The organism is Cellulosimicrobium sp. GQ32, assembly GCF_059758455.1.
In genome coordinates this window covers 166,538-178,276 of record NZ_JCAXEP010000002.1, presented here as the reverse complement: position 1 = coordinate 178,276, position 11,739 = coordinate 166,538, and the positions used below count along the sequence as shown (strand labels likewise).

12 protein-coding genes are annotated in these 11,739 nt (G+C 74.6%); 1 reads left to right on the top strand and 11 read right to left on the bottom strand.

The window, feature by feature from the left end; translation table 11 throughout:
- Nucleotides 1-33: 33 nt before the first annotated feature.
- The 11 genes from AC6CH9_RS04455 to AC6CH9_RS04405 all read right to left on the bottom strand — a co-directional run bounded on the left by AC6CH9_RS04455 (nucleotide 34) and on the right by AC6CH9_RS04405 (nucleotide 9,179).
- A complete protein-coding gene (locus tag AC6CH9_RS04455) occupies nucleotides 34-405 on the bottom strand; it encodes an iron chaperone (RefSeq protein WP_498153829.1) in 372 nt (123 codons plus the stop codon).
- A 79-nt stretch (nucleotides 406-484) separates the two neighbouring features.
- Nucleotides 485-1,393, bottom strand: coding sequence for an EamA family transporter (locus AC6CH9_RS04450; protein ID WP_498153828.1), 909 nt, complete (start codon nucleotides 1,391-1,393; stop codon nucleotides 485-487).
- A gap of 56 nt (nucleotides 1,394-1,449) precedes the next feature.
- Nucleotides 1,450-2,154: a lysophospholipid acyltransferase family protein gene (locus AC6CH9_RS04445; protein ID WP_498153827.1), complete on the bottom strand. Its 705-nt coding sequence runs from the start codon at nucleotides 2,152-2,154 to the stop codon at nucleotides 1,450-1,452.
- On the bottom strand, nucleotides 2,151-2,912 hold the full coding sequence (gene cmk, locus AC6CH9_RS04440) for a (d)CMP kinase (protein WP_498153826.1): 762 nt from the start codon (nucleotides 2,910-2,912) through the stop codon (nucleotides 2,151-2,153). The genes AC6CH9_RS04445 and cmk overlap by 4 nt, the downstream gene beginning before the upstream one ends.
- The gene (gene aroH / locus AC6CH9_RS04435; RefSeq protein ID WP_047234608.1) at nucleotides 2,909-3,271 is read right to left on the bottom strand and encodes a chorismate mutase; all 363 of its coding nucleotides are present in this window, start codon (nucleotides 3,269-3,271) and stop codon (nucleotides 2,909-2,911) included. The genes cmk and aroH overlap by 4 nt, the downstream gene beginning before the upstream one ends.
- 75 nt (nucleotides 3,272-3,346) lie before the next feature.
- Nucleotides 3,347-4,375, bottom strand: a complete 1,029-nt coding sequence (locus AC6CH9_RS04430; RefSeq protein ID WP_498153825.1) for a pseudouridine synthase — start codon at nucleotides 4,373-4,375, stop codon at nucleotides 3,347-3,349.
- Entirely contained in the window at nucleotides 4,372-5,148 is a 777-nt protein-coding gene (scpB, locus tag AC6CH9_RS04425; protein WP_498153824.1) for an SMC-Scp complex subunit ScpB, read from the bottom strand. Before scpB ends, AC6CH9_RS04430 begins: the two co-directional genes overlap by 4 nt.
- Nucleotides 5,145-6,098: a segregation and condensation protein A gene (locus AC6CH9_RS04420; RefSeq protein ID WP_498153823.1), complete on the bottom strand. Its 954-nt coding sequence runs from the start codon at nucleotides 6,096-6,098 to the stop codon at nucleotides 5,145-5,147. The genes scpB and AC6CH9_RS04420 overlap by 4 nt, the downstream gene beginning before the upstream one ends.
- Nucleotides 6,082-6,912, bottom strand: coding sequence for a ParA family protein (locus tag AC6CH9_RS04415; protein ID WP_336723400.1), 831 nt, complete (start codon nucleotides 6,910-6,912; stop codon nucleotides 6,082-6,084). Before AC6CH9_RS04415 ends, AC6CH9_RS04420 begins: the two co-directional genes overlap by 17 nt.
- A 257-nt stretch (nucleotides 6,913-7,169) precedes the next feature.
- Nucleotides 7,170-8,123, bottom strand: coding sequence for a site-specific tyrosine recombinase XerD (xerD, locus tag AC6CH9_RS04410; RefSeq protein ID WP_498153822.1), 954 nt, complete (start codon nucleotides 8,121-8,123; stop codon nucleotides 7,170-7,172).
- Between the two features lie 30 nt (nucleotides 8,124-8,153).
- Nucleotides 8,154-9,179 (bottom strand): heme o synthase, encoded by a 1,026-nt coding sequence (locus tag AC6CH9_RS04405; RefSeq protein WP_498153821.1) that lies wholly within the window; start codon nucleotides 9,177-9,179, stop codon nucleotides 8,154-8,156.
- A gap of 353 nt (nucleotides 9,180-9,532) precedes the next feature.
- On the opposite strand from AC6CH9_RS04405, the gene tkt reads away from it, so the two are divergent.
- Nucleotides 9,533-11,695 (top strand): transketolase, encoded by a 2,163-nt coding sequence (tkt, locus tag AC6CH9_RS04400; protein ID WP_498153820.1) that lies wholly within the window; start codon nucleotides 9,533-9,535, stop codon nucleotides 11,693-11,695.
- Nucleotides 11,696-11,739 lie beyond the last annotated feature (44 nt).

Here is an 11,739-nt window from a genome sequence, read left to right as displayed (position 1 = left end):
CGCGGCGCGCGCGTCCTCGCCGACCGCTCCCGGTCAGCCCGCGGCGCCGTCGCGCCGCGCGGCCAGACGCTCGACGACGGCCCGCACGACGTCGTCGGGCACGGGCTCGGCGAGCGGGAACCGCAGCGTGCCCTTGCCGTCCTGGTAGCGCGCGATGCGGCGCGCGAGCTCGTCGTCGACCTCCGGGACGGGGTACAGGGAGACGTGGTGCGCCCAGCCTGCGAGGTAGACGACGTACCGCCCGTCGCGCGTGAACGTCGGGATCCCGTAGCTGATGCGCTCGTCGAGGCCCGGCACCGTGTCGTGCACGACGGCGCGCAGGTGCGCGACGACCTCGCGCGCGTCCGGGGCGAGCGTCGCGAGGTACTCGTCGACGGTCGAGGGCTTGCCCGGAGCGTCCGTCATCCGCTCACTCCCTCCGCACGTGCTGGTCCGCGTCCGCGACCTCGCGACGGCACGGCCTCCTGACCGGCTACGCGCGAACCTACCGCGCGGCGGGCGACCCCGCGAGGCGCACGAGCACCACGCCGGCGACGACGAGGACGCCGCCCGCGGACTGCACGAAGGTCGGCACCTCACCGAGGAGGAGCCAGGCGATGACGACGGCGAACAGCACCTCGGACAGCCCGACGAACGATGCGAGGCGCTCCCCCATGCGCACGGTCGCGGCGACACCGGAGACGTACGCGAACGCCGTCGCCACGAGCACGACGACGGCGAGCGGCACGTACCAGGGCGCGGACGAGCCGAGCAGCGTGACGTCGACGAACGGTGCGGCGAACGGCAGGACGCCCACGAACCCGGCCACGCCCAGGGCGAGCGCCCCGACACCCAGTCCCGACGCGGCGAGCGCGACGGGCGGCAGGCGGGTGGGGCGCGCCGACAGCACGAAGTACGCCCCCAGCCCCACGGCCGCGCCCAGCGCGAAGAGGAGGCCGAGCAGGTCGGGGCGCGCCCCGGCGGGGTCCACGACGAGCACGAGCCCGGCGACCGCGACCACGCAGCCCGCGAGCGTGAGCCGTGGGGGTACGTGCCGGGTGCGCAACCACGCGAGGCCCACGAGCAGCACGGGTGCGAGGTACTCGACGAGCAGCGCGATGCCGACGGGCATGCGCGCGACGGCCGCGAAGTAGCAGAGCTGCGTCCCGGCGACCGCGACCAGGCCGAACCCGAGGACGAGGCGCCACTCCTCGCGCGGCAGCCGGTGGCTGCCCCGCAGCGCGACCGCCGCGACCGGGGCGAGGACGAGCGCCGAGCACAGCGCCCGCGCGAAGACGGCCGCTCCCGGCGTCCATCCGGCCTCGAGCAGCGGCTTGACGAACGGGCCGCTCGCGCCGAACGCGAGCGCGGACGCGAGGCCGACGAGGATGCCCGTGCCCGGGCGGTCGCCCACGACGTGCGCCGTCGTAGGTCCCGCCGGCCCGTCGAGGCGCCCCTCCGGCGACGCGGTCACGGCGCCGCCCGCCGCTCCCGGTTCGGGTCGTCCGTGGGCAGGGCCACACCCGTCGCGGCGACGGTGTCCGCGACGAGGTCCGCGAGGGCGGTGCGGATGCTCTCGTTCGCGTCCTCGAGCGCCTGCTTGCCACTCACGCCGCGCGCCCGCTCGACGGCGAACGGCTCGCCGAACCGGACGACGAGCCGGCGACGCAGCCCCGGGATGCGGTTGACGCCCTCGCCCGTGCGGCGCGTGCCGAGCACGGCGACGGGGACGACGCGTGCGCCCCCGTTGAGCGCGAGCCACGCGACCCCCGCGCGCGCGGACGTCGCGTCGCCGCGCCCGCGGTTGCCCTCAGGGAACACGCCGACCGCGCCGCCCCGGCGCAGCACGCCCAACCCGGTCGCGAGCGCTCTCCGGCCGCCGCTGCGGTCCACGGGGATCTGGCCTGCGGCGCGCAGGACCCAGCCGACCGGCCCGACGAACATCTCCTCCTTGACGAGGACGTGCAGCGGCCGGGGGGCGACGCCGAGCACGACCGGACCGTCGACCACGCCCGTGTGGTTCGCCGCGAGCACGACCGGCCCCTCGGCCGGGACGTTCTCCGTGCCGAGGACCTGCGTCGACCAGACGACGCGCGCGAGGAAGCGGCCCACCCAGCGTGACCAGGCCGGTCCTGCGGGCGACGGCACCCGCACGCCCGGCGAGGCCGTGCTCACGAGCCCTGGCGCGGGCCGACCACCCGCCCGGTGACCTGCTCGACGACGGCGAGCACCGCGTCGATCGTCTGCTCGAGGTCGAGCTCGGAGGAGTCGACCGTCACGACCCCGTCCGCCGCGACCTGGAACTGCGAGACCGTCGCGTCGTCGCGGTCCCGGCGCAGCACCTGGTCCTTGGTCGCCTCGACGGCGGCGGCGTCCGCCGTCCCGTGCACGTCCAGGGAGCGGCGCGCCAGGCGCGCCTCCTCGCTCGCGGTGAGCAGGACGCGCGCGTCCGCGTCGGGCGCGACGACCGTCGTGATGTCCCGACCCTCCGCCACGACGCCACGGCCCCCGGCGAACCCGGACGGCGTGCGCTCGGCCTCGATCACCGCGCGCTGGAGGCGGCGAAGCTCTGCGCGGACGTCGAGGTTGGTGGCGACCGCGCTCACGGCCGTGGAGATCTCGGTCGAGCGGATCGCCTCGCCGACGTCGGTGCCGTCCACGTGGACCGTCGGCCCGGTCGGGTCCAGCCCCATGACGAGGGGCATGACCCGCACGGCGTGCGCGACCGCCGCCTGGTCGGCGAGGTCCTCGCCGCGGTGCAGGCACCACCACGTCGCCGCGCGGTACATCGCACCCGTGTCCAGGTACGCGAGCCGGAGCCGACGCGCGACGCCCTTGGAGACGCTCGACTTGCCGGACCCCGAGGGCCCGTCGATCGCGATCGTCAGCGCGGCGCCCCCGGTGCTCGCGGCGCCCCCCTCCCCCGCGCTCACTGGGCCAGGTCCTTGCGCAGCGACGTGGCACCGTGCAGGTACACGTGCTGGACGGCGGACCGCTCCACGTCGAGGTCGGCGTGCGCCATGAGGCGCACGACACGCGGGAGCGCGTGCGGCACCGCGATCTCCGTCGCGCACATGAGCGGCACGTCGCCGAGCCCCATCTCGCGCGCCGCGGCCGCCGGGAAGTCGGCGACGAGGTCGGGCGTGCACGTGAAGAGGATCGAGATGAGCGCGTCGGTGTCGACGGCGTTCGCGTCGAGCACCTCCTGGACGAGCTCGCGCGTCCGCTCGAACAGGTGCTCGCGCTCGTCGACGTCGAGCTGGGTCGCGCCCCGGATCGCCCGGACCGGCATGGGTGGTGCTCCTTCGTGCGGGACGGCCCGCCTCACGGCGGTCCGTCGGGATGGTGCGGACTGGTGGTCAGGCGCCTAGAGCCCGACGCCCGCCATGAGCGTGCCGAGCTCCGTGCGCCCGAGGACTCGCGTCGTCCCCGGGCGCAGGTTGCCGAGGGCGATGGGGCCGATGCGCGTGCGCACGAGGCGCGTCACGGGGAAGCCGACCTCCTCGAACATCCGCCGCACGACGCGGTTGCGGCCCGAGTGCAGCACGACCTCGATCATCGTCTGGTCCGCGACCTGGTCCACGACCCGGTACGCGTCGGCGCGCACGACCCCGTCCTCGAGCTCGATGCCGTGCAGGAACTTGTTGGCGACGTTGCCCGGCACCTTGCCGCGCACCGTGACGAGGTAGGTCTTGGCGACCTCGTGCGACGGGTGGGCGAGGTGGTTCGCGAGCTCGCCGTCGTTCGTCAGCAGGAGCAGACCCTCGCTGTCCGCGTCGAGCCGCCCGACGTGGAAGAGGCGCTCGGAGCGGTCCGCGACGAGCTCGGCGATGGACGGACGACCGTCGGGGTCGTGCATCGTCGACACGACGCCGCGCGGCTTGTTGAGGGCGAGCGTCACGCGCGACGAGTCGAGCTGGAGCCGCATCCCGTCCACGTGCACGACGGCGCGCGCCGGGTCGATCCGCACGCCCAGCTCGCTCACGCGGACGCCGTCGACCTCGACCCGCCCCTGGGTGATGAGGTCCTCGCACGCGCGGCGGGACCCGAGCCCCGCCGAGGCGAGCACCTTCTGGAGGCGCACGCCGTCCTCGACGTGCACGTCCCGCTGGGGCTCCGTGGGCTGCGCGCGCACCGGGCGCCGCGGTCGCCCGCCCTGCTGCCCGCCGCGGGACGGCGTGCTACCACGCCCCGCACCACCCTGGCCACCCCGGCCCGCGCTCGCGCCCCGGCCCGCGGACGCGCCCTTCGACCCGGAGCCGGCGCCCCGCGGGGCACCGCCCGAGCGTGCGGCGTCCCCGCGTCGCGGGCCACCGCGACGCGCGTCGCCCGCCCCGTCACGCGGGGAGCGCCCGCGCCCCCCGTCACCGGGCTGGCGTCCGTCCTTCGAGCTCATGCGTGTCCTTCGTCCGTCGTGTCCTGCGTGGCGTCGTGCGCCACGTCGTGCGGCGTCGGGGCCGGCGCCGGTGCGTCGTCCCCGTCGTCAGCCGCGCCGTCGGAGAGGTCCGTCGCGGGCGCGACGGCGGCGGCCCGCGCGGGTCCGCGCAGGTCGGCGAGCCCGTCCATGCCCTCGAGGTCGTCCATGTCCGGCAGGTGCGGCGCGAGCGGGGGCAGCTCGTCGAGCGACGTGAAGCCCATGCGCTCGAGGAAGTAGCCCGTGGTGCCGAACAGGCCGGCACCGGTGTGCGGGTCCTGACCGACCTCGGCCACGAGCCCGCGCGCCACGAGAGTGCGCACCACGCCGTCCACGTTGACCCCTCGCACCGCCGACACCTGGCCGCGGCTGACCGGTTGACGGTACGCGATCACGGCCAGAGTCTCCAACGCCGCCTGCGTGAGCCGCGCCGTCTGGCCGCCCTGCACGAACCGTCCCACGACCTCGGCGTGCGCGGGCGCGGAGTAGACGCGCCAGCCGCCGCCCGCCTCGCGCAGCTCGAACCCGCGGGGTCGGCCGCCGTCGTCGCCGCGGTACTCGGCGGCGAGGTCGTGCAGCGCGCTCAGCACGTCGTCGACCGGGACCGCGAGCGCCGTCGCGAGCTCGAGGACGGGGATCGGCTCGTCGGCGACCATGAGCACGGCCTCCAGGGCGGCGGGAAGCCCGCCCGGGAGGTCGTGCACGGCCGGCGCGAGGACCTCGTCGAGGACGGGAGCACCGTCGGGCTGCGTCACGCGGGGACCTCCTGGTCGGTGGGTGCGAGGGCCTCGACCGGCTCGGAGCCGTCTCCCTCGTCGAACTCGCTGCCGACGTCGGCGAGGGCGGGCTCCGGAGCGTCGTCGTCGCCCGACCACCGCACGGTGAGCTCGCCGAGCGGCGTCACCTGGTCGAACGCGACGAGCGCCTGGCGGAACAGCTCGAGCAGGGCGAGGAACCGGGCGACGACCACGGCGGTCTCCCCCGCGTCCGCGACGAGGGCGCGGAACGTCGTCGTGCCGTGGCTGCGCACCCGGTCCACGACGATGCCCGCCTGCTCGCGCACGCTCACCGCGGGCGCGTGCAGGTGGTCGAGCGAGACGCCGGGAGGAGGCGCCTTGGGCGCGAGCGCCCTGGCCGCGAGCGCGGCGAGCTGGTCGGGCCCCATGGTCCACACGAGCTCGGGCAGGAGCGCGGCGAGGTGCGGCTCGAGCTGCACGACGCGCGGGAAGCGGCGTCCCGCGCTCTCGAACCGCTCCGCGAGGACGCCCGACACGTCCTTGTACGCGCGGTACTGGAGGAGGCGCGCGAACAGCAGGTCGCGCGCCTCGAGCAGCGCGAGGTCCTCGTCGTCCTCGACGCTGCCCGTGGGCAGCAGGCGCGCGGCCTTGAGGTCGAGCAGCGTCGCGGCCACGACGAGGAACTCGCTCGCGGTCCCCAGGTCCCACCCGGGGTGGTCCTCCCCCGCGGCGCGCGCTGCGGCGGCCGCTCGCTCGGCGTCGCGGATGTACGCGATGAAGTCGTCCGTCACGCGCGCGAGCGCGACCTCGGTGATGTCGAGCTTGTGCTTGGTGATGAGCGACAGCAGGAGGTCGAACGGGCCGCTGAAGTTGTCGAGCCGGACCTCGAAGCCGGTCCGCGCGGTCGAGGCCGGGCCGGGCGGTGACCCGGGCGGTGGCTCGGAGGGCGCGTCAGGCGGCGTCGCCACGGGCGACCAGCTCCCGGGCGAGCTGCCGGTAGGCGACGGCGCCGGGGTGCGTCGGCGCGTAGACGGTGATGGGCTCGGCCGCGACGGACGCGTCCGGGAACTTCACGGTGCGCCCGATGACGGTCTGGAGCAGCTTGTCCCCGAACGCCTCGTGCACGCGCGCCACGACCTCGCGCGAGTGGAGCGTGCGCGAGTCGAACATCGTCGCGAGGATCCCGTCGATCTCGAGACGCGGGTTGAGCCGGTCGCGCACCTTCTCGATCGTCTCGACGAGCAGCGCCACGCCGCGCAGCGCGAAGAACTCGCACTCGAGCGGGATGAGCACGCCGTGCGCGGCGGTGAGCGCGTTGACCGTGAGCAGGCCGAGCGACGGCTGGCAGTCGACGAGGATGACGTCGTAGTCGTCGACGACGGGCCGCAGCACGCGCGACAGCACGGACTCGCGCGCGACCTCACCGACGAGCTGGACCTCCGCGGCCGAGAGGTCGATGTTGGCGGGCAGGAGGTCGAGGTTCTCGACGTCCGTCGGGACGAGCACGTCGTGGATGTCCGCGCCTCGCTCCATGAGCAGGTTGTAGACCGTGCGGTCGAGCTCGTGCGGGTTGACGCCGAGCCCGACGGACGCGGCCCCCTGCGGGTCGAAGTCGACGAGCAGGACCTTGCGGCCGTACTCGGCGAGCGTCGCACCGAGGTTGATGGTGGTCGTCGTCTTGCCGACGCCGCCCTTCTGGTTGCACATCGCGATGATGCGTCCGGGGCCGTGCGACGCGAGCGGCGCGGGGACCGGGAACTCGGGCAGGGGGCGGCCGACCACGTCGGTGGGCGCCGCGGTCGCCTCGCGGCTCGCGCCGTTCGTGGCGTGGTCGACGACGGGTGCGACGTCGGGCTCGGAGGAGGTCACGGGGGCGGCCGGACGGACGGCGTCACCGTGCGAGCTCTGCGCGCCGCGCGTCTCGGGCTGGGTCTCGGCCTGGCTGCTCACGCTCGCCACGGTATCGCAGGACCCCGCCCCCGCCCGTGCGTACGCGCCCGCGCGCCGCGTTCCCGCCCGTGGCTCCGGGAACGGTTCCGTCAGCCGAGCGCGCGGGGATGGGCGGCGGCGTACACCTCGCGCAGCGTGTCCGGCGTCACGAGCGTGTAGATCTGCGTCGTCGTGACTGACGCGTGCCCCAGGAGCTCCTGGACGACCCGCACGTCCGCGCCGCCCGCGAGCAGATGGGTCGCGAACGAGTGCCGCAGCGTGTGCGGCGAGATCCGCTCGGGGTGGTCGATGCCCGCGCGCTCCGAGGCGGTGCGCAGCACGGCCCAGGCGCTCTGCCGCGACAGCCGCGCGCCCCGCGTGTTGAGGAAGACTGCGGGCGTGCCGCGCCCGTGCGCGGCGAGCGCCGCACGGCCCCGCACCAGGTACGCGTCGAGCGCGCGCCGGGCGAACGACCCCACGGGCACCACGCGCTCCTTGCCGCCCTTGCCGAGCAGTCGGACGGCGCCGGTACCGAGGTCGAGGTCGTCGACGTCGAGGCTCACCGCCTCGGTGATGCGCGCGCCGGTCGAGTAGACGAGCTCGAGCAGCGCCCGGTCGCGCAGCGGGGCGGCGCCGTCGCCGACGCCCGCCGCCTCGAGGATGCGCGCGACCTCGTCGGTCGAGATCGCCTTGGGCAGCCGCTTGCCCTGGGCGGGCGGGCGGACGTCGGCCGACGCGTCGGCGTCGGCCAGGCCCTCCGTGGCGCAGAAGCGGTGCCAGCCGCGCACGGCGGCCACGGACCGGGCGGTGGACGACGGCGAGAGGCTCGCCCCGCCGTCGGCCCCGGTCCGCAGCGCGGTGACGTACGCCGCGACGTCGTCCGCCTCGACCTCGCGCACGGCGTGGTTGCCGCGCGCGGCGAGGAACGCGACGTAGCGCGCGAGGTCGCGCCGGTAGGCGGCGACGGTGTTCGCGGACAGGCCGCGCTCGACGGCGAGGTGCGCGAGGTACTCGCGCGCGGCGCGGTCCAGCGCCTCGGGCACGTGCGCCTCGCCGGACCCCATCGTCCTACCGTCCCTCCGGCACGGCCGGGCTCACAGCGGGAGGAAGACGTCGACCGCCACCGCGACGAAGAGCAGGGTGAGGTACGTGATCGAGGCGTGGAAGACCTTCATCTCCCCGACCTTGCCGCCCTTGCCGTCGGCCCTGTCCCCCGCGCGACGCAGCATGGTCACGCACGACGAGAGGAACCAGACCCCGAGCACGGTGGCGACGACGCCGTAGACCCAGGTCATGCCGGCGAGAGGCCACAGCGCGAGCGACGAGGCGATCATCGCGACGCTGTAGACGATCATCTCGCGCGCGACCTTGCGGTCGTCCGCGACGACCGGGAGCATCGGCACGCCGGCGTTCGCGTAGTCGCGCTTGAACTTCATGGACAGCGGCCAGTAGTGCGGCGGCGTCCAGAAGAAGATGACGAGGAACAGCGCGAGCGCCGCCCAGCTCAGCGAGCCCGTGACCGCCGACCAGCCGATGAGCACCGGCATGCAGCCCGCGATGCCGCCCCAGACGATGTTCTGCGGCGTGCGGCGCTTGAGGATCATCGTGTAGCCGACGACGTAGATCGCGATCGCGGCGAACGTCAGCCAGGCCGAGACCACGTTGACCAGGAGCGCGAACCACACGAGCGACACGACGCCGAGGACGGTCGCGAAGACGAGCGCGGCCCGCGGCGTGACCTCACCCGTGACGAGCGGGCGCCGCTTGGTGCGGTTCATGACCTCGTCGATGTCGCGGTCGAGGTAGCAGTTGTAGACGTTGGCCGACGCGGCGGCGAGCGTGCCGCCCACGAGCGTCGCGAGGATCAGCCCGATGCCCGGCAGCCCACCCTGGGCCAGGATCATCGTCGGCACCGTGGTCACGAGGAGGAGCTCGATGATGCGCGGCTTGGTGAGCGCGACGTAGGCGCCGAGGCGCTCACGCACGGTGCGGGCCGCGCGCACCGCCTCGGCCGGGGCGACGGAGGTCGCGGGGCTCGTCGGCGAGGACGGCTGCTGGGTCGACGCGGCGCCAGACGGGCTTCCGGTCCCGTCGATCGGTGCCTGGCTCGTGGTGTGCACGCGCTTCGGTGTTCCGTTCTGAGGTGGGGGGCGAGCTGGGACGGACCGCCGGTCGTCCTCGCTCATCGTACGTCCCCGCCTGCGCCGGGGCCGACCGGACGGCCCGGGCGATTGTGTGACATCCGACCGAAATCCAGCACGTGGGCACCGCCCGGGCACGAACGGCGTCCGCGTATAGGCTGGGTCTGCAACCGTCCCGCGTCGGACCGCCCGTCAGGACCTGTGGCCCGCGGACGACGTGACCGGCACCGGGCCGCCCCGCCCCCTGAGGCGTGAGGCCGGGAAATGTTCAACGGTTGTTTCGAGTTGTCGCGAGGATCCGGGGCGCGCGCTCCGGACGGGAATGAGGTTCGGTGAACGCGTTGTCCCCTGCTCACACGCCCCTGGACTGGACGGACCTGGACGACCGGGCCGTCAAGACGATCAAGGCGCTCGCCGCCGACGCGGTGGAGAAGGTGGGCAACGGCCACCCCGGCACCGCGATCTCGCTGGCCCCGGCCGCCTACCTCCTGTTCCAGAAGGTCATGCGCCACGACCCGTCGGACGACCACTGGGTCGGCCGCGACCGGTTCGTGCTCTCGGCGGGCCACTCGTCGCTGACGATCTACCTCCAGCTCTTCCTCGCCGGGTACGGCCTGGAGATGGCGGACATCGAGGCGCTGCGCACGTGGGGCTCCAAGACCCCGGGCCACCCCGAGTACAAGCACACCCGCGGCGTCGAGATCACGACCGGCCCGCTCGGCCAGGGCCTCGCGTCGTCCGTCGGCATGGCGTTCGCGGCCCGCCGCGAGCGCGGCCTGCTGGACCCGTCGACCGCCCCGGGCGAGTCGCCGTTCGACCACCACGTCTACGTCATCGCGTCCGACGGCGACCTCCAGGAGGGCGTGACGAGCGAGGCCTCCTCGCTCGCGGGCCACCAGCAGCTCGGCAACCTCGTCGTCATCTGGGACGACAACAAGATCTCCATCGAGGACGACACGGACATCGCGTTCACCGAGGACGTCCTCGCGCGCTACGCGGCGTACGGCTGGCACACCCAGCGCGTCGACTGGACCAACGGTGGCACCGGCTACGGCGAGGACGTCGACGCGCTGCACGCCGCGATCGAGGCCGCCAAGGCCGAGACCGGCAAGCCGTCGATCATCGCGCTGCGCACGATCATCGGCTACCCGTCGCCGACCAAGCAGAACACCGGCGGCATCCACGGCTCGGCCATGGGCGCCGACGAGATCAAGGGCCTGAAGATCGAGCTCGGCCTCGACCCCGAGGCGAGCTTCGCGATCGACGACGAGGTGCTCGCGTACACGCGCGCCGTCGGCGAGCGCCAGGGCGACGCGCGCGCGGCCTGGGACACGGCCTTCGCGGCGTGGAAGACCGCGAACCCGGCTGGCGCCGAGCTCCTCGGCCGCCTGGAGAACCGCGAGCTCCCGGCGGGCTGGGAGGACGCGCTGCCGACGTTCGAGGCGGGCAAGGCCGTCGCGACGCGCTCGGCGTCGGGCAAGGTCCTCACCGCGCTCAAGGACGTGCTCCCCGAGCTCTGGGGCGGCTCCGCCGACCTCGCCGGCTCGAACAACACGACCATGGACGGCGAGCCGTCGTTCGTGCCCGTCGAGCACGCGACCAAGAAGTTCCCGGGCCACGAGTACGGCCGCACGCTGCACTTCGGCATCCGCGAGCACGCCATGGGCGCGATCCTCAACGGCATCGTCCTGCACGGCGGCACGCGCGCCTACGGCGGCACGTTCCTCCAGTTCAGCGACTACATGCGCCCCGCGGTGCGCCTCGCCGCGCTCATGGAGATCCCGACGACGTTCGTGTGGACGCACGACTCGATCGGCCTCGGCGAGGACGGCCCGACGCACCAGCCCGTCGAGCACCTCGCCGCGCTGCGCGCCATCCCGGGCCTCGACGTCGTCCGTCCGGCCGACGCCAACGAGACGTCGTGGGCGTGGCGCACGATCCTCGAGAACACCGAGCGACCGGCGGGCATCATCCTCACGCGCCAGAACGTCCCGACGTTCCCGCGCGGTACCGAGGGCTACGCCGACGCGTCGGGCACCGCCCGCGGCGGCTACGTGCTGCTCGACACCGACGGCACGCCCGACGTCATCCTCATCGGCACCGGCTCCGAGGTGCAGCTCGCCGTCGAGGCGCGCGAGATCCTCGCGGGCGAGGGCGTGCAGGCGCGCGTCGTGTCGCTGCCGAGCCGTGAGTGGTTCGACGGCCAGGACGACGCCTACCGCGAGTCGGTCCTGCCGTCCGCCGTCCGTGCGCGCGTGTCCGTCGAGGCAGGCGTGGCGCAGGGCTGGCGCGAGCTCGTCGGCGACGCGGGTCGCTCGGTGAGCCTCGAGCACTACGGCGCGTCGGCCGACTACCAGGTGCTGTACCGCGAGTTCGGCATCACGTCCGAGGCCGTCGCCTCGGCGGCGCGCGAGTCGATCGCGGCCGCGCGCGGTGGCGACACCCCGGGCGCCGCGCCGACGCCGTCGGTGGGCGGCACTGGCGACCAGCGCTGACCCTTCGTAGATTCCGAGGTGGGGCCGTGCGCGGCCCCACCTCG